This is a genomic window from Zeaxanthinibacter enoshimensis (assembly GCF_004362865.1).
GTDB classification, from domain to species: domain Bacteria; phylum Bacteroidota; class Bacteroidia; order Flavobacteriales; family Flavobacteriaceae; genus Zeaxanthinibacter; species Zeaxanthinibacter enoshimensis.
Genome location: NZ_SNYI01000001.1, coordinates 1302954 through 1325693, shown reverse-complemented (window position 1 = coordinate 1325693; position 22740 = coordinate 1302954). Strand labels below are relative to the sequence as shown.

Below are 22740 nucleotides of genomic sequence, written 5' to 3'. Positions count from 1 at the left end.
ATTTTTTGATTTCCGTTCCCGCCCTTTTTTCCCGCCCATAAAAAAACACCTGCGGAATCGCAGGTGTCATAAGATTTCAGAACATAATTCTCTTACAGCTCGGTACTGCTGATCCAATGCAGCTGCAACCCTTCATAAGCATACTGGTGCACCACTCCCTCACCTACCATCAGCAACGTATCCTCCAGTGGTATTACGTCAAAGGCCATCTGGTCGGGGAAATGCTGAACCTGCTCCAGGCTCATGATATCCGATTTGTCGTACACTTTTAAACCCGACTCCCCATCGCAGACAAAGACGGCATCTCCCCTGACCCCCAGGCCGTAAGGCTGGTCCATCGGGTAAGAAACAGCAAGGACAGGATCAGAGATATCAGACAGGTCTACAATAAAGAGCCCGCTTGCGGTAGCACCACAGCCATTACCACCCCTTAGGGTCACATAGGCATAATTCCCCTGCACCACCACGGGATCACAGGCGGTACCATGCTGGAATTCCGACACCTTAACAGGCTGGGAAGGGTTGGTGATATCATAGATATACATACCCCGCATACTCCCCAGGAATAATTTGTCTTCGTAGTAAAAGATTGTTTCAATGTCAAATCCCGCAAACACATCCTCCAGGTCCTGCGGGTTATCCAGGTCGCTGATATTAAAGATGTTGATGTAATGGGGATCTACGGCGTACAGGAAATCACCCACGATCTTGAACCTGGCCAGGGATCCGCCCTCCCCTGTTGCAAGATCGTTGGCCGCCTCTGCCATAAAAACCATGTTATCCCGGTACTCCGCTACCAGGCGTCTTTCGGTCACCACTTCCCAGCCCAGCAACACTTCTGAGGTAGCATCAAATTCATCATAGTCATATATTTCTGCATCAGCGGGCCAGACCATATTATCATTCAGCACATTTTCCAGGCGTTTGACGAGGTTAATATCAGCCATCTGTGAAATATCCAGTACCACCAGGTCATTACCGCTGTCTGCATACAGGTAATCTCCTTTTACAGAAATATCCACATTGCCTGGTATATTGAGGAAGCCTATCTTTTCGGGTTGTACGGGGTTCGAATTATCGACTACGTGTACCCCCTTGAATTTTTCGTTTACAAAGATATAGTCCTTATAAGCATAGATCTTCCCGGAATGCTCGAGTGACCGCGGTGGCAGCACCTGGACACTGGCATTATATTCTTCGATACTCATGGTTACAGGTTTTGCCACCAGGAAATCACGGTACTCCCCGTTATCCGCATTATCGCAGGAAAACAGGAGCAACACGGCGGGAATCAGGAGTGATAAAAGTTTTGTTCTCATCGGTTATTTAATAAATGGTTTGTTTAACAACAGATACGATACTGGCCTTTAAGTTGCGCATTCATCCTAAATATATTGACTGTCATATTGTCATAAACAGGGATTTAATCCTATCTTTGCCAACGCAAAGAAAATTACGAAGATCTACGGTTGTAATGGAGAAAGAAATTAACGAATCGCTGCAGGGCAGCACATTAGTTCTGGACAAAAAGGATGGCAACTCCCGTAAACTTTATATAGAAAGTTATGGCTGCCAGATGAATTTCTCGGACAGTGAGATTGTCGCATCCATCCTGTCCAAGGAAGGATTTGACACTACCACTAACCTGGAAGATGCAGACCTTGTCCTTGTCAACACCTGTTCTATCCGCGAGAAGGCAGAAACCACGGTGAGAAAACGCCTGGAGAAATTCAATGCAGTTAAGAAAGGTCGGCCCCATATGAAGGTCGGGGTTCTCGGCTGTATGGCAGAGCGCCTTAAAAGCAAGTTCCTGGAAGAAGAGAAGATCGTTGATATGGTGGTAGGCCCGGATGCCTATAAAGACCTGCCTAACCTTATCGCAGAGATAGACGAAGGCCGGAACGCCGTAAACGTTATCCTTTCCAAAGAGGAGACCTACGGGGACGTTGCGCCGGTACGCCTGAACACCAATGGAGTTACTGCTTTTGTATCCATCACCAGGGGTTGTGATAATATGTGTACTTTCTGTGTTGTCCCATTCACCAGGGGCCGCGAGAGGAGCAGGGATCCCCAGTCTATACTGAAAGAAGTGAATGAATTATGGGATCAGGGCTTTAAAGAGATCACCCTGTTGGGCCAGAATGTTGACAGCTACCTCTGGTACGGCGGTGGGCTGAAAAAGGATTTTGACCGGGCTACCGAAATGCAAAAGGCGACTGCGGTCAACTTTGCCAGGCTATTACAACTCGTAGCCGAGGCCCAGCCGCGCATGCGTATCCGATTCTCGACCTCCAATCCCCAGGACATGACCATGGATGTGATAGAGACCATGGCGAATTATAAGAATATCTGTAACTATATACACCTGCCGGTTCAGAGTGGCAGTAACCGTATCCTGAAAGCCATGAACAGGCAGCACACCAGGGAAGAATATTTCACAATGATCGATAATATCCGGGAACTGATCCCTGACTGTGCCATCAGTATGGATATGATCACCGGCTTCCCTACCGAAACCGAAGAAGACCACCAGGACACCCTGAGCCTGATGGAGTATGTGAAGTACGATTTTGGTTTTATGTTCGCTTATTCGGAAAGACCGGGTACCATGGCCGCGCGGAAACTTGAGGATGATATCCCGGAGGCTGTGAAAAAGAGAAGGCTGCAGGAAGTTATTGAACTGCAGCAAAAGCACAGTCACTACAGGACACGGCAGCACCTGGGTAAAACCGAAGAGGTGCTGATAGAAGGTGATTCCAGGAAGTCCTCGGAACACTGGATGGGACGTAATTCACAGAATACGGTTGTCGTCTTTCCAAAGGAGTCTTATAAAGTAGGTGATTTCGTAAATGTGAAGATCGAAGATTGTACTTCGGCTACCCTCCTGGGTACTGCTGTAGGATATGCTTCATGAGACTAAATTTTTCAGATCCGTTTACCCCCGGGGGGTAAACAGGGATCATTTTTATATAAGTATTTGATATATGGAATCCATACAGGCCATTAAACAACGATTTGAGATCATCGGGAACGATGTCAAACTGAATCGTGCCCTGGAAAAAGCGATGCAGGTGGCCCCTACAGACATATCAGTGCTGGTGACCGGGGAAAGCGGGGTCGGAAAAGAGTCGATTCCAAAGATCATTCACTCCCTCTCCCATCGCAAACACGCTAAATATATCGCGGTCAACTGCGGGGCTATTCCTGAAGGTACCATAGACAGTGAACTTTTCGGACACGAGAAAGGAGCATTCACCGGGGCAACCCAGACCAGGAGTGGTTATTTCGAGGTAGCCGACGGGGGAACCATTTTCCTGGACGAGGTAGGAGAACTGCCGCTCACCACCCAGGTAAGATTGCTGCGTGTACTGGAGAACGGGGAATTCTTAAAAGTTGGTTCTTCCCAGGTGCAGAAGACCAACGTTCGCATTGTTGCTGCCACGAATATAAACATGGCAGAAGCCATCAGTAAAGGCAAATTCAGGGAGGATCTCTATTACAGGTTAAGTACGGTAGAGATCAATATTCCACCCCTGAGGCAAAGACAGGGTGATATCCACCTGCTGTTCCGGAAATTCGCTTCCGATTTTGCCCAGAAATACAAGATGCCGACGATACGGCTGGAAGATGATGCGGTACAATTACTCCTGAAATATCGCTGGCCCGGGAACATCCGGCAGCTGAGGAACGTGGCAGAACAGATATCCGTGCTGGAGGAGAGCAGGGAGATCAGTTTATCCTGCCTGAACAGTTACCTGCCCAATGCAGGGGATTCTCACCTGCCGGCAGTAATAGGCACCAAATCCAAGGAAAGTGATTTCAGCAACGAAAGGGAGATCCTTTACAAGGTGCTGTTTGACATGAAGGGTGACCTTAACGATCTAAAGAAACTGACCCTGGAATTGCTGAAGGAAAACGATACTGATAAGGTACAGGAAGAGAACCGCAACCTTATCCGCAAGATCTACGGGGATACCGAGGAAGCCATTGAAGAAGAGAGCACTGCCCTCGAAGTACTTCCGTCTGCCCCGTTGAGAAGGGAACGCCCGGCAGAACCCGGCCCGGAGGACAAGTATCATTTTGCGGAAGAAATCGAAGAAGAAGAAACCCTATCTTTACAGGAAAAAGAGATAGAGCTGATCAAAAAATCCCTGGAACGGAACCGTGGAAAACGAAAAGCGGCTGCCTCAGAACTGGGAATTTCAGAACGCACCCTGTACAGGAAGATCAAACAGTACGATCTCTGATCAGCCAGAGGGAAAAAGAATAACAGCATAACAGCGGCCAATGCCATCACTTTTGAAGAACAGATCTATAAGAATATTACTGCTTAGCTGCCTATTAAGTCTTTTTAGTTGCGGGGCTTATAATTTCACGGGGGGCGATGTAGGAACTGCAGAAACCTTCCAGGTGAATTATTTCCAGAATTACGCCTCTCAATCCCCGGGGTCTACTTTTGATCCTGGACTGGACCGGGAATTTACCCTGGCCCTGCAGGACCTTATCCTGAACCAGACCAGCCTGGACCTGGTGAGTGCCGAAGGCGATCTGCTTTTTGAAGGAGAGATCGTGGAATACCGGGTAACACCCATGAGTGCAACGGCAGAGCAAAGAGCAGCCCAGAACCGTTTGTCGATCAGTGTAAATGTCCGTTTCTTTAACCGGACCAAGGAAGATGCTGATTTTGAAAGAAGATTTTCACATTTTTATGACTACGATGCGGCTTCCCAGTTATCAACCGTAAGGGATGAAGCCCACCAGGTGATCTTTGAACGAATTAACCAGGACATTTTCCAGGCTGCCCTGGCCGATTGGTAAATAACAATATGAACGTATCCGACTTTACATACCTGCTACAGAACCCGGAAAGCCTGGTCTCCCCGGTACAGACCAAGCAGCTGGAAGATGTATTGGAAGAATACCCCTATTTCCAGGCTGCCAGGGCCGTACACCTGAAAGGGCTCCGGAACCTGAACAGTTTTAAGTACAATAATGCCCTGAAGATCACGGCTGCCTATACCGCAGACAGGGATGTGTTGTTTGATCTTATCACCTCCAAGGATTTCCTGCAGAACACTATAGCCGATACCATTTCAGGCAAGAAGCTGCCCCTGGTCGAAAAAGAGGTAGAAGCCGAAGAAGTCACAGCAGAGCCCGGCAGTACCCAGGAAATGATCGAAGCTTCTACCGATGAGCCGCTACCCAGGTCTATCAAGGATGCGGATAACATCCTGGATCCCGCCTTGTTCAAGTCCCTGGATCCCGAAGTGGACAAGTCGCTCGATGAAGCTAAAAAGAAAGCAGCCGAGGAACTGCAGCTGGGTCAACCCCTGCCTTTCACCAGGAAAGAGAAATACTCCTTTGCAGAATGGCTGCAGCTCACCTCCTTAAAGAAGGATCCTGCGGCAAAACTACAGGAAGAGAAAGAGGAAGAGACGCCCCCGGAAAACACAGCCGGCGAGAGCACCGAACAGGATGAATCGCTTTCCAGGGAAGAAAAATTTGAATTGATAGACAAGTTCATCAAGAACAATCCCAAGATAGACCGGCAACCGGAATCACTCCCTAAAGTGGACATCAAAGCATCGACGAAGCTCGATAAAGCCGAGCTTATGACCGAGACGCTGGCCAAGGTTTACCTGGAGCAGGGCAAGTATAAAAACGCCATCCAGGCCTACAAGATTTTAAGTTTGAAATATCCGGAAAAAAGTAGTTTCTTTGCGGACCGCATAAAAGCGGTGAAGAAATTACAAAAAGACAATTAAGAAATGAGTACATTTTCTATTTTCCTGGTGCTGATCATCGTAGTATGCTTTTTGCTTGTTCTCGTGGTCATGGTACAGAACCCGAAAGGCGGCGGATTATCATCTTCCTTTGGAGGAGGAGGCAGCCAGGTAGTTGGTGGTGTTAAGAAAACGGGCGACTTTTTAGATAAGAGCACCTGGACACTGGCCACTTTACTGATCGTCCTGATCCTGTTATCTAACGTCGCGCTGAAAGAAAATTTTAGCGAATCGGATTCAAGGTTACTGCAAGGGGACGACATTGAAACCACTATTCCAGAAGAGGTTCCGGAAACACTTCCTGAAACCCAGCAAACTCCTGCCGAACCGGATCAGCAGTAAGCTCTGAAATTGATAAAACACTAAAAAATGCCAGCACAATGACAAGCTGGCATTTTTTGTTTCACATATTGTCAGTTTTTAAGCAGTGGCACAATTTCTGCCTATTGAAAACGGAATTTTAAACTAAATATTAAAAACTAAAATAAGATGGCTAAAGTAAACATCAAACCATTGGCTGATAGGGTTCTTATTGAACCTATGGCAGCAGAGACAAAAACTGCTTCGGGTCTTTACATTCCCGACACCGCTAAGGAAAAACCACAACAAGGGAAAGTAGTGGCCGTTGGCCCAGGTACAAAGGATGAACAAGTCACTGTAAAAGTCGGAGACAAAGTCCTGTACGGTAAATATTCCGGTACCGAGTTAAAACTTGATGGTACTGATTACCTGATGATGCGTGAAAGTGACATTTTAGCAATTATATAAACTTAAAATCAACTATATACAAATGGCAAAAGATATAACATTTGACATCGAAGCACGCGATGGCCTCAGACGAGGAGTTGACGCCCTGGCAAATGCAGTAAAAGTTACTTTAGGACCAAAGGGTCGTAACGTGATTATCAGCAAATCCTTCGGCTCTCCTTCCGTAACTAAAGACGGGGTTACCGTAGCAAAAGAAATAGAATTAAAGGACGCCCTTGAAAATATGGGTGCCCAGATGGTGAAGGAAGTTGCTTCCAAAACCAACGATCTTGCGGGTGACGGAACAACTACCGCCACCGTTTTAGCGCAGGCTATCGTAAAAGAAGGTCTTAAGAACGTAGCCGCCGGAGCAAATCCTATGGATCTGAAACGCGGTATCGACAAAGCTGTGGAGGCCATCGTTGCCGACCTGGCTAAGCAGACCAAGAAAGTGGGTGATTCTTCAGAGAAAATCAAGCAGGTAGCTGCTATTTCTTCTAACAACGACGAAACAATCGGGGAACTGATCGCCGAAGCTTTCGGAAAAGTTGGGAAAGAAGGAGTGATCACTGTTGAGGAAGCCAAAGGAACAGATACTTACGTGGATGTAGTAGAAGGTATGCAGTTTGACCGCGGTTACCTTTCTCCCTATTTCGTTACCGATTCTGAAAAGATGGTAGCTGAACTGGACAACCCTTACATCCTTCTTTTTGACAAGAAGATCTCTACCATGAAAGACCTGCTTCCTGTTCTGGAGCCGGTTGCCCAATCAGGAAAACCTCTGCTGATCATCGCAGAGGATGTTGATGGTGAAGCTTTAGCTACACTGGTAGTAAACAAACTGCGCGGATCGCTTAAGATCGCAGCAGTTAAGGCACCAGGATTCGGGGACCGAAGGAAGGCTATGCTGGAAGATATCGCTATCCTCACCGGGGGTACCGTGATCGCCGAAGAGCGTGGCTTCTCCCTGGAGAACGCTACTATCGATATGCTGGGTACCTGTGAGAAGGTGACCATCGATAAAGACAACACTACTATCGTAAATGGTTCTGGTAACGCGAAGGACATCAAGACACGTGTTAACCAGATCAAAGCCCAGATAGAAACCACTACCTCGGATTACGATAAGGAAAAACTTCAGGAACGCCTGGCAAAGCTGGCCGGTGGTGTGGCTGTACTATATGTAGGTGCCGCTTCTGAGGTAGAAATGAAGGAAAAGAAAGACAGGGTAGATGATGCATTACACGCTACCAGGGCTGCAGTAGAAGAAGGAATCGTTTCCGGTGGAGGAGTTGCCCTGATCAGGGCCAAAGCTTCCCTTTCTAAAGTGAAGCCTGAGAACGCCGATGAAGAGACCGGTATCCAGATCGTTGCACGCGCTATTGAAGCTCCCCTGAGGACCATAGTTGAGAACGCAGGTGGAGAAGGATCTGTAGTGGTTGCCAAGGTTTACGAAGGTAAGAATGATTACGGCTACGACGCCAAGTCTGAGAAATATGTAGACATGATGAAAGCCGGTATCATCGATCCTAAAAAAGTGACTCGTATCGCGCTGGAGAATGCCGCTTCTGTTTCAGGAATGATCCTTACTACAGAATGTGCCCTTACAGACATCAAGGAAGACAACCCACCTGCCCCACAAATGGGCGGAGGGATGCCTGGAATGATGTAATAAGCACAGCCCATACGGCAATTATAACAAACCGTCCTTGGGAATCCCCGGGGACGGTTTTTGTTTTTCAAAAGCTGCTGGCGAAAGCCGCATAATTACTTAATTTTACAAAAAAAATAAGCTATGTTCGACGCATTGCGCCCCGCCATCAAAGGCATAATATCCCAGGAAGAAAAATCAGCTGAAGAACGGATGCAGGCCATCTGTGACCTGCTCAAGGAGACCGTACCTCATTACGACTGGGTAGGCTTTTACTTCAGGGACGGAGAAAAGGAACAATTAAAACTGGGAGCTTATGCAGGAGCCCCTACAGACCATACGATCATCCCTTTCGGGAAAGGTATCTGCGGGCAGGTAGCCGTGAGCAACCAGAATTTCGTAGTACCTGATGTGAGTGCCCAGGATAATTATATCGCCTGCAGCCTTACCGTAAAATCGGAAATCGTGGTACCTCTGTTTGTAGACGGGAAGAATATCGGGCAGATCGACATCGACTCCAATGTTCCGGATCCGTTTACCAAGGAAGATGAGCGGTTCCTGGAATTCATCAACCAGGAAGTGGCCAATATTCTTTAAAACTTTCTCTTTTTGTTGATAAAGGAAGTGCCCCTTTTTATTTAAATAAAGTACTTTTGTCTGCCTGAACATCTAACGCTAAGCAGATAAAAATGAGCACTCTAAAAAAGGTCGGATCCGCACTGATTTCCGTTTTCCACAAAGACGGGCTAGAACCTATTGTCAAAAAACTTAACGCCCTGGGCGTACAACTTTACTCCACCGGGGGAACAGAGAAATTCATCAGGGATCTCGGGATCCCGGTTACTGCGGTTGAGGATGTGACGAGTTACCCTTCTATCCTGGGTGGTCGTGTCAAAACGCTTCACCCAAAGGTATTCGGGGGAATCCTGAACCGCCAGGATCACGAAGGGGATGTAGCACAGTTACAGGAATTCGAAATTCCACAGCTCGATATTGTGATCGTGGACCTGTACCCGTTCGAGAAGACCGTGGCAAGCGGGGCTTCAGAACAAGACATCATTGAAAAGATAGATATCGGCGGAATATCCCTGATCCGTGCTGCTGCAAAGAACTTTAAGGATGTGGTTTGCATCTCATCCATGGAGGATTACCAGGACTTCCTTGACCTCCTTAATGAAAAGAACGGGGAAACCTCCGTGGAGGACCGCCAGAAATTTGCCACCCGGGCTTTTAAAGTATCCTCGCACTACGATACTGCCATCTTTAATTACTTCAACCGGGAAGGAGCAGAAACTGCCCTGAAGATCAGTGAAGACAAAGGACAGGTACTGCGCTACGGGGAAAACCCTCATCAGAAGGGGTATTTCTACGGCGATTTTGACGCCATGTTCACCAAACTTCACGGCAAAGAATTATCTTATAATAACTTACTGGATGTTGATGCCGCCGTTCAGTTAATGAACGAATTCCAGGGGGATGATCCTACCTTTGCCATCCTGAAACACAATAATGCCTGTGGAGTTGCCACGCGACCCACCCTGGCTGAGGCTTACAAGGACGCCCTGGCAGGAGATCCTGTATCTGCTTTCGGAGGTATCCTGATCGCCAACACCGAACTGGATGAACATACCGCAGAACTCATACATTCTTTATTCTGCGAGGTGGTGATCGCACCTTCCTTTTCTGAAAAAGCAATTGAGATCCTCAAAGGAAAGAAGAACCGGATCCTGTTGGTGCAAAAGCAGGTAGAGATGCCGGAGCGTATTGTAAGGAGTTGTCTCAACGGGATCCTGGTACAGGACAAGGACTCCAAGACTGATCAGCTGTCAGACCTTACTTACGCAACCGATAAGAAACCCACGGAGCAGGAACTGGAAGACCTGCTGTTTGCGTCACGTATCTGCAAGCATACAAAGTCTAACACCATCGTACTGGCAAAGAACAAACAACTCTGTGCCAGCGGTACCGGGCAGACCTCCAGGGTAGATGCCCTGAACCAGGCAATTCACAAGGCCGGGTCCTTTAAATTTGACCTCGAGGGTGCTGTTATGGCCAGTGACGCATTTTTCCCATTCCCTGATTGCGTGGAGATTGCGCATAAAAGTGGCATTAGCAGCGTTATACAACCGGGAGGCTCGATCAAAGATCAGCTGAGCATCGATTATTGTAATGAAAACGGGATGTCTATGGTAATGACTGGCACTCGTCATTTTAAACATTAATTTCATTACATTTGACGATATTGCACCCCGTGAACTGAAACCAAACTTAATTTATAATGGGATTTTTCGATTTCTTAACTGAGGAAATAGCCATAGACCTCGGAACGGCTAACACCCTGATCATACATGCCGACAAGGTTGTTGTAGATAGCCCTTCTATTGTTGCCCGCGATCGCATCAGTGGGAAGATTATTGCCGTTGGTAAAGAAGCCAACATGATGCAGGGTAAAACCCATGAGAACATCAAGACCATCAGGCCATTGAAGGATGGTGTAATTGCTGATTTTGATGCCTCGGAAAAGATGATCAATATGTTCATCAAGAATATCCCGGCATTAAAGAAGAAATGGTTCCCACCCGCATTAAGGATGGTTATTTGTATCCCTTCAGGGATTACGGAAGTTGAGATGCGCGCGGTAAAGGAATCGGCAGAACGCGTGAACGGGAAAGAAGTCTACCTGATCCACGAACCTATGGCTGCGGCTATCGGGATAGGGCTGGACATTATGCAGCCTAAAGGGAATATGATCGTAGATATTGGTGGGGGAACCACGGAGATCGCAGTCATCGCCCTGGGAGGAATCGTTTGTGATAAATCGGTCAAGATCGCGGGTGATGTCTTCACGAATGATATCATCTATTACATGCGTACCCAGCACAACCTGTATGTAGGGGAAAGTACCGCAGAAAATATTAAGATACAGATCGGTTCTGCCACGGAAGACCTGCAGTCCCCGCCGGACGATATGTCTGTACAGGGACGAGACCTGCTGACGGGTAAACCGAAACAGGTATCTATTTCATTCCGTGAGATAGCCAAGGCACTGGATAAATCCATACTGAGAGTTGAAGATGCCGTGATGGAGACCTTATCCCAGACACCGCCGGAACTGGCAGCTGACATTTACAATACAGGGATTTATCTTGCAGGTGGAGGTTCTATGTTAAGAGGGCTGGACAGGCGTCTGTCCCAGAAGACAGACCTCCCGGTCTATATTGCTGAAGACCCGTTACGAGCGGTAGTACGCGGTACAGGGATCGCCTTGAAGAACCTGGAGCGCTACAAGAGTATCCTTATCAAGTAATCTGAAGAAATACATAGACCGAAGCAGGGTTACAAGTTAAATCCGGGCTGACGGTCACCTCAACAGGACCAGTACATGCAGCAGATCATTAATTTTATTGTACGCTACAAGACTACCTTGTTGTATTTATTCTTCATGATCCTGGCCATATCGTTCACCGTGCAGTCGCGTTCCTACCACAGGTCCATGGTATTCAATTCTGCAAATTACATCACGGGATCAATCTATGAGAAGTCGAGCAACATCTCTAACTATTTTAACCTGAGCTCGGAAAACCAGAAACTGCTGGAGGAAAATAAAAGGCTGAGAAAAGCATTGGCGAACCATCCGGGAATCGATACTATACTGCAGGATACTTCGCAGCTTAAATACACCATTACCACGGCACAGATCATCAAGAACAGTTATGCCTACCCCAATAACTATATCACGCTGAACAAAGGTTCCAAACAGGGCCTTAAGCAGGATATGGGAGTGATCTCCCCGGAAGGAGTACTGGGAATCGTGGAACACACTACCGCTAATTTCGCTTCCGTACAGAGCATCCTCAACTCTAAATCGACCATCAACGCCAAGATAAAGAACACCTCCTATTTTGGTTCCCTGACCTGGGATGGTAAGAATTACAACGTGGTGCAGCTCGAGGATATCCCGAGGCTGGTGAACCTGAATATCGGGGATACTATCGTTACCGGGGCTATGTCCAGTATTTTCCCCGAGGATATTCCTATCGGCACCATTCAGAAATTCGATTTGAACGAATCCAAGAGTTTCTACAGCATAGATGTGGCCCTCTTTAATGATATGACCAACCTGAGGAATGTTTACGTGATCCTGAATACAGATGGTCCGGAGATACGTGAACTTGAATCCAAGATCAAAAATGAGCAGTAATTCCTATTTCATGAATGCCGTGCGTTTTTTGCTGCTGATCGCGGTACAGGTACTGGTGTTCAACAAGCTTAATTTCTTTGGTTTTATCAATCCAATGGTCTACATCCTGTTCCTGTACTGGTATCCCATTAAAGAGAATCGCACAGCCTTTATCAGTATAAGTTTCCTTTTGGGTTTCATCATTGATATTTTTTCGGATACCATGGCGCTTCACGCAGCTTCTTCCGTGACCATTGCTTACCTCAGGCCAGCGATCATGCGCTTTGTCTTCGGCGTAAACTTTGAATTCCAATCATTTAAATTAAGTAACACCACCCTCGTACAACAAATCACATTTTTGGCGTTATTGATAATAACCCACCACTTGTTATTCTTTACATTGGAAATTTTTAGTTTCTCCAATTTGCTTATAATTTTGAAAAAAGTGGTATTTACCGGGGCGGCTACACTGGTCGTCTGCCTGTTATTAAGAACTTTGTTCAGTGTAAAAAAGGAATAGCATTAAATTCCCGGAAGTTTAAAACGAGTGATGAAAAAAATCCTGTTATCCTCCATAATCATTATTGTAGGCATTGTCTTTATAGGGCGTTTGTCTTACTTGCAGATCTTCAGTTTCTCACCTAACCAGGTGCTCGAAGATCCTGCGATCAAGGCGATCTATGACTACCCGGAAAGAGGTTATATCTACGACAGGAACGGGGATCTCTTAGTAGCCAACCAGCCTGCCTACGATGTGATGGTCATCCCAAGGGAAGTTAAACCGTTGGATACCCTGGAATTCTGTGGGTTACTGGGAATAGAAAAAGAAGATTTTAAAAAGAAATTAAAAAAAGCCAGGGTGTACTCCCCCAGGCTTCCTTCCGTATTGGTGCACCAACTCTCCAAGGAGGATTACGCAAGGCTGCAGGAGAAAATGCGGAAATACCAGGGTTTCTATATACAGAAACGTTCCCTGCGATACTATACCACCAACAGTGGGGCCAATGTTCTGGGCTATATCAGCGAAGTAAATGAGAGAGACCTCGCAAGAAACCCCTATTACGTTCAGGGGGAACTGACCGGGCGCACAGGTATTGAAAAGCAATACGAGGAAGTGCTGCGAGGCAGGAAAGGTGTAAAGTATATACAGAAAGACAGGTTTAACAGGGATATCGGTCCTTACAAGGACGGGGCGCTCGATACCCTCCCCCAGCAGGGTCAGGAGATCAGGGTTACCCTGGATAAGGACTTGCAGGAATACGGCGAACTGCTAATGCGCGGGAAACGCGGCGGGATAGTTGCCATTGAACCTAAAAGCGGCGAGATACTGACAATGATCTCCGGCCCTACTTATGACCCATCCTTGCTGGTGGGCAGGCAGCGTTCCAGGAATTACAGCAGGCTTCATTACGATTCTATCTCCAAGCCCACCTGGGACCGTTCCATTCTTGCAGAACCTTCTCCAGGCTCGCCTTTTAAGATTCTTAACGCGCTGGTCGCCCTTGAAGAAGGAGTGATAAACCCCTCTACCACGATCCGTTGTTACAATGGGTTCTATGTAGGGAGAACGCTGAGAGGCTGCCATTGCGGTGGCGGGTTGCGCACCATGAACAGCGGGATCTATAAGTCCTGCAACGCCTATTTTGCAGGAACTTTCCGCAAGATCTATGATAAGTTCGAGACCACGGACCAGGGGATGGACGTCTGGGAAAAGCACATGAAGAGTTTTGGGCTCGGGGACTACCTGGGCTACGACCTGCCCACCGGGAGAAAAGGAAGGATTCCCGGGAAAGAATATTATGATCGGGTGTATGGGGATAACCGCTGGTCATCCAGCTATATCATCTCTAACGCGATCGGGCAGGGTGAGGTAGCCGCAACACCTATCCAGCTGGCAAACATGACCGCGGCAATTGCCAACAGGGGCTATTACTACACCCCGCACATCATCAAACAGATCGGCGGGAAGGATATCAGCATCCCGGAATTCACCAAGAAAAAGTTTACCACCATTTCCCCGGAACATTTTGAACCCGTGATCCAGGGAATGGCCGAGGTATATACCAAAGGCACCGCGAAATGGCTGCAGATCCCCGGTATAGACATAGCAGGGAAAACAGGGACCGTTGAAAATTTCACCAAGATAGACGGGGTGCGCACCCAGCTTACAGACCACTCCGTATTCGTAGCCTTCGCTCCAGTGAATGACCCGAAGATCGCTATTGCCGTATATATAGAAAACGGGTATTACGGGTCGCGTTATGCCGGGCACATAGCCTCCCTTTTGATCGAAAAATATACCAAAGGAGAGATAAGCAGGAAAGACCTGGAAAAGCGAATGCTCGAAAAGACCCTCGAACACGAATATGCCAAACCTTACAGCGGGGAGGAATTCAAGATCAATGAATATGTCTGGTAATAGCATTGTAAAAAGGATCGACTGGCTTACTGTTCTTTTCTTTGTGCTGCTGGTAGGCATCGGGTGGCTGAACATATATTCCAGTACCTTTACCGAAGACAATCCCAATATCTTTGACCTCAGCCAGTTGTATGGAAAGCAAATGCTGTACATCGGGGTGTCATTCATTGCCATCATTGTTATACTCGCCCTGGAGGCCAACAGTTACGAACGCTTCGCAAGCATTTTCTACATTATCTCCATGGTTCTGTTACTTGGGCTTTTCATATTTGGAAAGACCATTGCAGGGGCTACCTCCTGGTATGACCTGGGAGTCTTTAACCTGCAACCCTCAGAGTTTGCGAAGATGGCCACAGCCCTGGCTCTGGCTAAATACCTCAGTGATATACAGACGGATATTAAGCGATGGAAAGACCAGCTGTATGCATTCCTCATTATCCTGATCCCTGTTGTCCTGGTGATCCCCCAGCCCGACCCCGGCAGTGCACTGGTTTTCTTTTCCCTGGTATTCGTGATGTTTCGCGAGGGCCTCCCCCTCTACCACCTGGGAATTGCCCTGCTTGCAGTCCTGCTTTTTATCTTCACCCTGATGTTCGGCACTATTTGGGTGGCAATCGGGATATCTCTTCTGATCGGGATTGTCTTCCTGTTTAAACGCAAGACCCTGAAGATCCCCTTAATACCGCTGATCGTATTTTTCATCATCGCCATAGGATTCTCCCTTTCTGTAGACCTGGTCTTCAACAAGGTCTTTGAACAAAGGCACAGGGACCGGTTCAGCCTATGGCTCCGCCTGGAAAAAGACCCTGTTAAGCTCGCGGAGATCAAAAAGACCATTGGTTATAACACCTACCAGTCAGAGAAGGCCATTGAATCCGGCGGGTTCTTTGGGAAAGGATTCCTGGAAGGCACCAGGACCAAAGGGGACTTTGTTCCCGAACAGCACACGGACTATATCTTCAGCACGGTCGGTGAAGAATGGGGATTTTTAGGGACGGCAACCGTGGTGATCCTGTTTACCCTGATGCTGCTGCGACTGGTCTACCTTTCCGAACGGCAAAAGAACCAGTTCAGCCGGATGTACGGCTACGGGGTGATCTCCATACTGCTGATCCACTATTTTATCAATATCGGGATGGTCATCGGGATCCTGCCTACCATTGGTATCCCCCTGCCATTTTTCAGTTACGGGGGCTCAGGACTCCTGGGTTTCACCGTACTCCTGTTCATTTTCCTGCGACTGGATGCCAACCGGCTTAACGAGTGGTCCTAGATCAGTTACTGAATTTCCAACCAGAGCTATTTACCCCGGCTTCCAGTTTATCCTGCAGCGACAAGGGTAGCCCGGCTAAGAAATCTATCCCGGTGAGTGCTTCTATACTGTCCAGGGGAACCAGGAATTGACGCAGGGGCTGATCACTGTCCCGGTTAGGTAATAAGAATGCCAGTAGTTTCGGCTTAGCCGGCTGACCTGCGATCACCACCTTGTAAAAATATCCCGGTACCGACACATCTTCATCCCCAATAGACGGCAATCCTTCCTGCAGCACGCCACCTGTTATAATATGCAGGCTTCCCTTTTCCTTGGACCATCGACGCACCTGTTTCTCCAGTTCGTTCCAGATCCCGGCATTGAATTCCCGGTCCTGTGGACTTATATTACTGGTGTAAAACGTCTCGTTATACGCTTGTTCCGAGAATCGCCGATCCCCGGCCGGACAGAGATGACCCCGATCATAACCAGAGCCCTTGTAATTTCGCCAATCAGCAGATTTTGACCTTACAAACGGGTCTTCTACAAAATAAGGTCGCTCCCTGTCCTGGTAGGTCAGCTGCCCTTTGTCCAGGCGGTATGCCACCCATTCGGCCTGTTCATGGGCTTCATTATATGAGAGCATATAATAGGAATGAACAACCCGCTCGCCCCCGGTTGGCGCGGGCAGATAGGACTGCGAGAATACCTCCCCTGTATCTGTCGTTTCACCTGCAGAATAGACCGGAGGAGTGTAGAAGTTATCAAAAAGCCAGAACCCTGTGATACACAGGATCAACAGCACACTATAAATAAGTCGGTCTCGCTTCAATACTCGAATATTATTACCCGTAAATTTAAGGGAATTTCAACAGTTTATGACCGAGTTTATTTGTAAGTTACTATTGACAGAATCGACAAAAACCGGGTGTTGTCCCCTGTTTAGGGAAGATACCCGGATAAATTTAAATACTATACTATGATAACCTGGGAAGATGTTATTCATTATTCAATGAAGGGTAATCCCGAGCCTGACAGCCGTGTTGAAAAAACGGAAGAAGAATGGAAGGCAAAGCTTAGTCCTTCGCAGTACCGGATCATGCGACAGAAAGGTACGGAGGTTCCGCATAGCGGTGCGTATTGCGCCAGTCATGAAGCAGGCAAATATGCTTGTGCCGGTTGCCATACTCCTCTCTTTGATTCCACCATTAAATTTGAATCCAGCAGTGGCTGGCCGAGTTTCACCCAGCCGATCAGCAAGAATGCCATTAAATACCTCAGGGATACTTCTTACGGGATGGTAAGGGTAGAAGTACAGTGCAATACCTGCGATGCCCACCTAGGCCATGTGTTCCCGGATGGTCCGGAACCCAGTGGCTTGCGTTACTGTATCAAATCTGAATCCCTGGAACTCTTTAAAGAAAGTAAAGCCCATGAATCATAAACTTGCCACCCTCGGAGCAGGATGCTTCTGGTGTACCGAAGCCGTATTCCAGGAGGTGGATGGAATTATCGATGTGGTATCGGGTTACTCCGGCGGTAACGTACCGGGCTACCCAACATACCGGGAGATCTGTTCAGGAAGAACCGGTCATGCAGAAGTAGTTCAACTCACCTATGACCCGGACATCATTTCTTTCCGGGATATTGTCCTGATCTTTATGACCACCCACGATCCCACCACCCTGAACCGACAAGGAGCCGATGTAGGTACACAATACCGTTCGGTGATCTTCTACCACGATGAAGAACAGAAGGAGGTTGCAGAAGCTGTTATAGAAGAATTAGGAGATGCGTACAATGACCCTATTGTTACGGAAATATCTCCTTTGGACAAATTCTTTAAGGCAGAAGCGGAACACCAGAATTTCTACAGGTCGCACCCGAGGCAACCCTACTGCACCTATGTGATCAACCCCAAGTTAAGCAAGCTCAGGAGCCAGCATTCACATCTCTTGAAGAACAAGGTGAGTTGAGTAAACAGCAATAAAAAACCCCGGTAAATGAAAATTACCGGGGTCTTTTGATTATCACTGAGGGCAGATCAGTCTTTACTGGCCAGTTTACCGTGCTTGATGTTGTTGATCTGCAGGTCACGCAGTACGTTAACCGCTTCTTCTACATAGACATCCTTCGCCAGGTTATGGTGCCAGCGGTCTCTTTTTTCCCTGAGAACAGGATCTTTAGTGAACAGTTCCTGTTCGTACTGGAGTGAACTAAAGGTCAACTTAGAGTCGTAATCACTGATCGTCTTGAAATATTTGGAACGTTGTTTATCAGCCTCCATCTCTTTCTTATAAGCATCATAATTAAGAGCCACAACGGTCTGGTCCTGTTGTTCTTTTAACCATTTCGCATTTTCTTCAATAAGCTTTATCTGCGGGTTCTGTGCCATCCGCCTGGTGCTGTTCTCAATAGTGGCTTCGTAATCGATATAACCATCCCAAGGCTTATAATTAGCCGGGGATATCTTATCCCAGGCAAGGGGATTGTTCTGATCGCGTTCACCCAGGTCTATATAGCTGTACCTGTCCGGAACCACTACATCACTCTCTACTCCTTTAAGCTGGGTTGAACCGCCGTTGATACGGTAGAATTTCTGCGTGGTAAGCTTAATTGCTCCAAGGTCACCGTGCTCGTTAGACCTTACAATATTCTCAAGAGGAATAACATTCTGTACGGTTCCCTTACCAAAGGTCTGTTTGCTACCGATCACCACGGCACGTTTGTAATCCTGCATGGCTGCAGCGAGGATCTCTGATGCAGAAGCCGACAGCTCGTTCACCAGGATCACCAGGGGACCGTCCCACTGGATCCGCTCATCCTTATCTTCGTAGATATCCTTGTCTTTTCCTGAAGAACGCACCTGTACGATCGGCCCGTCTTTTATAAAGAGTCCGGCCATATCCACTACGGTTTTCAATGAACCTCCTCCGTTGTCCCGTAGGTCAAGGATCAATCCTTCTACCCCGGCAGCTTTCAGTCTTTCCACTTCCTTAGCCACATCCGTAGCCGCGTTCCGCTCTGCATAATCCTCGAAATCCACGTAGAATTTTGGCAGGTTTATCAGTCCGAACTTCTGGTCGTCCTTGATTACGGTAGCTGATTTAGCGTACGATTCTTCCAGTTCAACAACATCACGGGTGATCGACACCTCTTCTATAGAGCCATCCACTTTCCTGACGGTAAGGTCTACTACGGTCCCTTTGGGTCCTTTGATAAGTTTAATGGCATCATCCAGCCTCATCCCTACGATGTTTACTGGCGGCTCCCCGTTCTGACCTACCTTAAGGATCTCATCTCCAACTTCTAACTGCTGGTTTCTCCAAACGGGACCACCGGAGATGATCTCCACTATCCTGGCGCCTTCAGCTTTTTTCTGAAGCCTGGCTCCAATCCCTTCAAATTTACCCGACATACTGATATCGAATTTATCTTTATCTTCAGGGGCGAAGTAATAAGTGTGGGGGTCAAATTCATCAACTATGGTGTTGATATATTGAACGAACCAATCCTTACGTTCCAGGTCGTCTACAAAATCAAAGAATTCGTCCAGGGTGGTAAGCGTGGCTTCCCTTGCTTCTTTCTCAATTTGTTCTTTTGAGGGCTTCTCAGTGTCGTCCTCTTCCGTACTGCTGTTCAGTTTGGAATCGTAAGTCCCGATGGTATTCAGTTTCAGCTGCTTCCTCCATCGTTCTCTCAGTTCTGCCTTAGATGCGGCAAAATCCTGCTTTTCGTAATCGATGTCAATAGATTCGTTGGCGGAATAGTCAAATGGCTCCGCAAGTACTTCCTTGTAGATGGTTTTTGCTTCATCCATTCTCTTCATCAGGCGGTCATAGACCACTTCAAAGAAGGTAATATCGGTATTCTTGATCTGGTCATCGATCTGGAATTTGTATTGTTCAAATTCTGCGATGTCTTCTTTCAGGAAATATCTCTTGGTAGGATCGATAACATTGATAAAATCTTCAAAGACGTTGACTGAGAAATCATCATTGATATTCTTAGGCTCATAGTGACCGCGCTCCAATACGTAGGTTATCAGGTCTAAAAGGAGTTTATCCTTATCATTGGTCTCAAAAGATTTGTTGGTAAAACTACAGGAAGCTACGGCAATCAATATTACCAGAAATCCAAGCGTCAAATTCCTTCTCATCGAATATTCTTTTTTTTATCGGTGAAACCCCTTCAGGCTCTTCTTAAAATCACCGGGGAAACATAAACCTATGAAATAAATTTCAATTCCCTAAGATACTGAAAATTCCATGCCAGTTTAGGGAGTTTAAGAATTAATTATATGTTAAACGCCGTATTTTGGTGCGTTACGACGATTTTACACATTTAATCATATCATAATTACTGGCAGAACAGGCAAATTATTAACTGACATTTATTCAGCGGTTGGGAAGACTGTAATTGCCATCCGGAACTGTTCGGCATTTCCCACTTTAAAACGTATTTTTACCCCATAAAGTATGCCAAATGCAAAAACCTCTTATCCTTGTCACTAACGATGACGGGATTACAGCCCCGGGCCTGCGCGCCCTGATCTCTTATATGAAAGAAATAGGAGTAGTAGTAGTAGTAGCCCCGGACAGCCCGCAATCAGGCATGGGCCATGCCATAACCCTGGACAGCACACTTTACTCCAAGAAAGTAAGCGTAGACCTGGAGGACGATGCTCCCCTGGAATACAGTTGCAGTGGCACCCCGGCAGACTGTGTGAAACTGGCCTTGCAGGAACTGTTGGGCAGAAAGCCAGATATCTGTGTGAGTGGGATCAACCACGGTTCCAATTCCAGTATCAACGTGATCTACTCGGGCACTATGAGCGCGGCTATAGAAGCAGGAATAGAAGGTATACCCGCCATTGGTTTTTCTCTGTGCGACTATTCGTGGGAAGCAGATTTTAAACCTGCCCGGGATTATATTATCCGTATCGTCAAAGAAGCCATTGAGAACGGCATACCTAAAGGAGTAGTCCTCAACGTGAACATCCCCCCATTGAATAAGGAGGAATTGAAAGGCATAAAAATATGCAGGCAGGCCCGTGCCAACTGGAAAGAAAAATTTGATAAGCGTACCAACCCGAATGGTAAGGATTACTATTGGCTGACCGGCGAATTCGAATTGCTGGATAAAGGAGAAGACACAGACGAATGGGCACTTGCCCAGGGATACATTTCCGTAGTACCTACCCAATTTGACCTAACCGCGCACCACGCCATACAGGATATAAACAACTGGAATTTATAATGAACAGCAAACGAGACATTTTAACCGGCTTCCTGGTAGGCCTGATCGCCAACACCATTGGAACCTTACTGTATATCTTACTTTTTTCCGATCTCAGCATCGCCGATACCTGGAACGCTGCGGTAGAACAGGAACACGTAGGCAGCCTCCTGGCTCTTGGTGCCATCCTGAACCTCCTGGCATTTTTCGGGTTTTTACGGATCAGGCGGGATAACCGGGCCAAAGGGGTACTGATGGCTACGGTATTAACTGCTTTGGTCATCCTGTATTACAAGCTCAACTGAAATGAAATATTACATTATAGCCGGGGAAGCCTCCGGTGATCTTCATGGTTCTAACCTTATCCGGGAACTCCGGGTACAGGATCCAGATGCCCACATCAGGTGCTGGGGAGGTGATCTAATGCAGGAAGCAGGCGGCACGCTTGCCAGGCATTATAAATCCATGGCCTTTATGGGTTTCTTTGAAGTGATCGCAAACCTGGGAAGTATTTTCCGGAACATTTCCTACTGCAAGGAGGATATTGAAGAATTTAACCCGGACGTGGTCATTTTCATAGATTTCTCCGGTTTCAACCTTCGCATTGCCAAATGGGCCAAGGCCAAAGGGTACAGGACCAACTACTATATTTCTCCGCAGATCTGGGCTTCACGGGAAAACAGGATAAAAAAGATCAAGAGGGATATAGACGCCATGTACGTGATCCTGCCTTTTGAAAAGGATTTTTACGAGAAGAAACACGATTTCCCCGTCCATTTTGTAGGGCATCCCCTTATTGATGCCATTGCCAATACAAAGGCAGAAGTACCTGAGGTGACCAGGAAACAATTAGGCCTGGCCCCGGACAAAAAGGTAATAGCCCTGTTGCCCGGTAGCAGGGTGCAGGAGGTGCAGAAAACCCTGGACGTCATGCTTTCAGTTGCCAGGGGGATGGATGAATACCAGTTCGTGATAGCGGGAGCCCCCAGTCTTGAAGATTCTTTTTATGAACCTTTCACGAGGAAAGGCAATGTCAGTTTTGTTAAGAACAGGACCTACGAGCTTCTGGGAGTAGCTCACGCTGCCTTGGTGACCAGTGGCACTGCCACCCTGGAAACTGCACTTTTCAATGTACCGCAGGTGGTCTGTTATAATGGCAACTGGATCTCTTACCAGATCGCCAAAAGAATTATTACGCTGGATTATATCTCCCTTGTTAACCTTGTTATGGGAAAGGAAGTGGTTAAGGAGTTGATACAGGGAGACCTGACCACGGCCAATTTACGGGAAGAACTTAACAAGATCCTGGAAGGTCCTGTACGTCAGGAACAACTTAAGGCCTACGAGGAATTAAGGAAAAAGCTGGGAGGACGAGGCGCAAGTAAGGAAGCTGCCAGCCTTATTATTGCCGGGTTGAAAGACCATCAGCAATAGGCCTGCTCTGACCTTTTCTGAAGAACACTTTCGTTA

22 protein-coding genes are annotated in these 22740 nt (G+C 47.2%); 19 read left to right on the top strand and 3 right to left on the bottom strand.

Features of this window, described 5'->3' with window-relative positions:
- Window positions 1-92: 92 nt before the first annotated feature.
- Window positions 93-1319 carry an LVIVD repeat-containing protein gene (locus tag CLV82_RS05825; protein ID WP_133643337.1) on the bottom strand — a complete coding sequence of 409 codons (1227 nt, stop codon included), beginning with the start codon at window positions 1317-1319 and terminating at the stop codon, window positions 93-95.
- Between the two features lie 155 nt (window positions 1320-1474).
- Between CLV82_RS05825 and miaB the strand changes: the two genes are divergently transcribed.
- From miaB to rodA, 14 genes are all read left to right on the top strand, one after another.
- Complete coding sequence (miaB, locus tag CLV82_RS05820; RefSeq protein WP_133643336.1) at window positions 1475-2914, top strand: tRNA (N6-isopentenyl adenosine(37)-C2)-methylthiotransferase MiaB; 1440 nt, start codon at window positions 1475-1477, stop codon at window positions 2912-2914.
- Window positions 2915-2984: 70 nt separating this feature from the next.
- Entirely contained in the window at window positions 2985-4247 is a 1263-nt protein-coding gene (locus CLV82_RS05815) for a sigma-54 interaction domain-containing protein (RefSeq protein WP_133643335.1), read from the top strand.
- Between the two features lie 40 nt (window positions 4248-4287).
- Window positions 4288-4818 (top strand): LptE family protein, encoded by a 531-nt coding sequence (locus tag CLV82_RS05810; protein ID WP_133643334.1) that lies wholly within the window; start codon window positions 4288-4290, stop codon window positions 4816-4818.
- Between the two features lie 8 nt (window positions 4819-4826).
- Entirely contained in the window at window positions 4827-5765 is a 939-nt protein-coding gene (locus tag CLV82_RS05805; protein WP_133643333.1) for a hypothetical protein, read from the top strand.
- Window positions 5766-5768: 3 nt separating this feature from the next.
- Window positions 5769-6125, top strand: coding sequence for a preprotein translocase subunit SecG (secG, locus tag CLV82_RS05800; RefSeq protein ID WP_133643332.1), 357 nt, complete (start codon window positions 5769-5771; stop codon window positions 6123-6125).
- A gap of 147 nt (window positions 6126-6272) precedes the next feature.
- The gene (locus CLV82_RS05795; protein ID WP_133643331.1) at window positions 6273-6551 is read left to right on the top strand and encodes a co-chaperone GroES; all 279 of its coding nucleotides are present in this window, start codon (window positions 6273-6275) and stop codon (window positions 6549-6551) included.
- Window positions 6552-6573: 22 nt separating this feature from the next.
- Window positions 6574-8202, top strand: a complete 1629-nt coding sequence (groL, locus tag CLV82_RS05790) for a chaperonin GroEL (protein ID WP_133643330.1) — start codon at window positions 6574-6576, stop codon at window positions 8200-8202.
- Between the two features lie 123 nt (window positions 8203-8325).
- Window positions 8326-8778 (top strand): GAF domain-containing protein, encoded by a 453-nt coding sequence (locus tag CLV82_RS05785; RefSeq protein ID WP_133643329.1) that lies wholly within the window; start codon window positions 8326-8328, stop codon window positions 8776-8778.
- Window positions 8779-8870: 92 nt separating this feature from the next.
- Window positions 8871-10403: a bifunctional phosphoribosylaminoimidazolecarboxamide formyltransferase/IMP cyclohydrolase gene (gene purH / locus CLV82_RS05780; RefSeq protein ID WP_133643328.1), complete on the top strand. Its 1533-nt coding sequence runs from the start codon at window positions 8871-8873 to the stop codon at window positions 10401-10403.
- Between the two features lie 56 nt (window positions 10404-10459).
- Window positions 10460-11488: a rod shape-determining protein gene (locus CLV82_RS05775; protein WP_133643327.1), complete on the top strand. Its 1029-nt coding sequence runs from the start codon at window positions 10460-10462 to the stop codon at window positions 11486-11488.
- A gap of 75 nt (window positions 11489-11563) precedes the next feature.
- Window positions 11564-12382 carry a rod shape-determining protein MreC gene (gene mreC / locus CLV82_RS05770; protein ID WP_133643326.1) on the top strand — a complete coding sequence of 273 codons (819 nt, stop codon included), beginning with the start codon at window positions 11564-11566 and terminating at the stop codon, window positions 12380-12382.
- A complete protein-coding gene (locus tag CLV82_RS05765; RefSeq protein WP_133643325.1) occupies window positions 12372-12881 on the top strand; it encodes a rod shape-determining protein MreD in 510 nt (169 codons plus the stop codon). The genes mreC and CLV82_RS05765 overlap by 11 nt, the downstream gene beginning before the upstream one ends.
- Before the next feature lie 30 nt (window positions 12882-12911).
- Complete coding sequence (locus tag CLV82_RS05760) at window positions 12912-14780, top strand: peptidoglycan D,D-transpeptidase FtsI family protein (RefSeq protein ID WP_133643324.1); 1869 nt, start codon at window positions 12912-12914, stop codon at window positions 14778-14780.
- A complete protein-coding gene (gene rodA / locus CLV82_RS05755; RefSeq protein WP_133643323.1) occupies window positions 14770-16053 on the top strand; it encodes a rod shape-determining protein RodA in 1284 nt (427 codons plus the stop codon). Before CLV82_RS05760 ends, rodA begins: the two co-directional genes overlap by 11 nt.
- Before the next feature lies 1 nt (window position 16054).
- Here rodA and CLV82_RS05750 read toward each other — a convergent pair whose 3' ends face one another.
- Window positions 16055-16864 carry a DNA/RNA non-specific endonuclease gene (locus CLV82_RS05750; RefSeq protein WP_243744149.1) on the bottom strand — a complete coding sequence of 270 codons (810 nt, stop codon included), beginning with the start codon at window positions 16862-16864 and terminating at the stop codon, window positions 16055-16057.
- 147 nt (window positions 16865-17011) lie between these two features.
- On the opposite strand from CLV82_RS05750, the gene msrB reads away from it, so the two are divergent.
- Together msrB and msrA are read left to right on the top strand one after the other, a co-directional pair.
- A complete protein-coding gene (msrB, locus tag CLV82_RS05745; RefSeq protein WP_133643322.1) occupies window positions 17012-17476 on the top strand; it encodes a peptide-methionine (R)-S-oxide reductase MsrB in 465 nt (154 codons plus the stop codon).
- Window positions 17466-18008, top strand: a complete 543-nt coding sequence (gene msrA, locus CLV82_RS05740; protein ID WP_133643321.1) for a peptide-methionine (S)-S-oxide reductase MsrA — start codon at window positions 17466-17468, stop codon at window positions 18006-18008. The genes msrB and msrA overlap by 11 nt, the downstream gene beginning before the upstream one ends.
- 68 nt (window positions 18009-18076) lie before the next feature.
- Here the strand turns inward: msrA and CLV82_RS05735 are convergent, their stop codons facing one another.
- Window positions 18077-20191, bottom strand: a complete 2115-nt coding sequence (locus CLV82_RS05735; protein ID WP_133643320.1) for a carboxy terminal-processing peptidase — start codon at window positions 20189-20191, stop codon at window positions 18077-18079.
- 326 nt (window positions 20192-20517) lie between these two features.
- Here CLV82_RS05735 and surE point away from each other — a divergent pair, with 326 nt between their 5' ends.
- The 3 genes from surE to lpxB are packed head-to-tail and all read left to right on the top strand — an operon-like array spanning window position 20518 to window position 22704.
- Window positions 20518-21291 (top strand): 5'/3'-nucleotidase SurE, encoded by a 774-nt coding sequence (gene surE / locus CLV82_RS05730; protein WP_133643319.1) that lies wholly within the window; start codon window positions 20518-20520, stop codon window positions 21289-21291.
- Window positions 21291-21575 (top strand): hypothetical protein, encoded by a 285-nt coding sequence (locus CLV82_RS05725; RefSeq protein WP_133643318.1) that lies wholly within the window; start codon window positions 21291-21293, stop codon window positions 21573-21575. The genes surE and CLV82_RS05725 overlap by 1 nt, the downstream gene beginning before the upstream one ends.
- A 1-nt stretch (window position 21576) precedes the next feature.
- Window positions 21577-22704, top strand: a complete 1128-nt coding sequence (lpxB, locus tag CLV82_RS05720) for a lipid-A-disaccharide synthase (RefSeq protein ID WP_133643317.1) — start codon at window positions 21577-21579, stop codon at window positions 22702-22704.
- Window positions 22705-22740: the final 36 nt, after the last annotated feature.

Bases quoted from the DNA above. Each gene is read 5' to 3' on its own strand.
- secG (WP_133643332.1), top strand. From the start codon at position 5,769: ATGAGTACATTTTCTATTTTCCTGGTGCTGATCATCGTAGTATGCTTT.
- CLV82_RS05825 (WP_133643337.1), bottom strand. From the start codon at position 1,319: ATGAGAACAAAACTTTTATCACTCCTGATTCCCGCCGTGTTGCTCCTG.
- CLV82_RS05815 (WP_133643335.1), top strand. From the start codon at position 2,985: ATGGAATCCATACAGGCCATTAAACAACGATTTGAGATCATCGGGAAC.
- msrB (WP_133643322.1), top strand. From the start codon at position 17,012: ATGATAACCTGGGAAGATGTTATTCATTATTCAATGAAGGGTAATCCC.
- msrA (WP_133643321.1), top strand. From the start codon at position 17,466: ATGAATCATAAACTTGCCACCCTCGGAGCAGGATGCTTCTGGTGTACC.
- miaB (WP_133643336.1), top strand. From the start codon at position 1,475: ATGGAGAAAGAAATTAACGAATCGCTGCAGGGCAGCACATTAGTTCTG.
- CLV82_RS05775 (WP_133643327.1), top strand. From the start codon at position 10,460: ATGGGATTTTTCGATTTCTTAACTGAGGAAATAGCCATAGACCTCGGA.
- lpxB (WP_133643317.1), top strand. From the start codon at position 21,577: ATGAAATATTACATTATAGCCGGGGAAGCCTCCGGTGATCTTCATGGT.
- groL (WP_133643330.1), top strand. From the start codon at position 6,574: ATGGCAAAAGATATAACATTTGACATCGAAGCACGCGATGGCCTCAGA.
- CLV82_RS05810 (WP_133643334.1), top strand. From the start codon at position 4,288: ATGCCATCACTTTTGAAGAACAGATCTATAAGAATATTACTGCTTAGC.
- surE (WP_133643319.1), top strand. From the start codon at position 20,518: ATGCAAAAACCTCTTATCCTTGTCACTAACGATGACGGGATTACAGCC.
- CLV82_RS05725 (WP_133643318.1), top strand. From the start codon at position 21,291: ATGAACAGCAAACGAGACATTTTAACCGGCTTCCTGGTAGGCCTGATC.
- rodA (WP_133643323.1), top strand. From the start codon at position 14,770: ATGTCTGGTAATAGCATTGTAAAAAGGATCGACTGGCTTACTGTTCTT.
- CLV82_RS05765 (WP_133643325.1), top strand. From the start codon at position 12,372: ATGAGCAGTAATTCCTATTTCATGAATGCCGTGCGTTTTTTGCTGCTG.
- CLV82_RS05760 (WP_133643324.1), top strand. From the start codon at position 12,912: ATGAAAAAAATCCTGTTATCCTCCATAATCATTATTGTAGGCATTGTC.
- CLV82_RS05795 (WP_133643331.1), top strand. From the start codon at position 6,273: ATGGCTAAAGTAAACATCAAACCATTGGCTGATAGGGTTCTTATTGAA.
- mreC (WP_133643326.1), top strand. From the start codon at position 11,564: ATGCAGCAGATCATTAATTTTATTGTACGCTACAAGACTACCTTGTTG.
- CLV82_RS05735 (WP_133643320.1), bottom strand. From the start codon at position 20,191: ATGAGAAGGAATTTGACGCTTGGATTTCTGGTAATATTGATTGCCGTA.
- purH (WP_133643328.1), top strand. From the start codon at position 8,871: ATGAGCACTCTAAAAAAGGTCGGATCCGCACTGATTTCCGTTTTCCAC.
- CLV82_RS05785 (WP_133643329.1), top strand. From the start codon at position 8,326: ATGTTCGACGCATTGCGCCCCGCCATCAAAGGCATAATATCCCAGGAA.
- CLV82_RS05805 (WP_133643333.1), top strand. From the start codon at position 4,827: ATGAACGTATCCGACTTTACATACCTGCTACAGAACCCGGAAAGCCTG.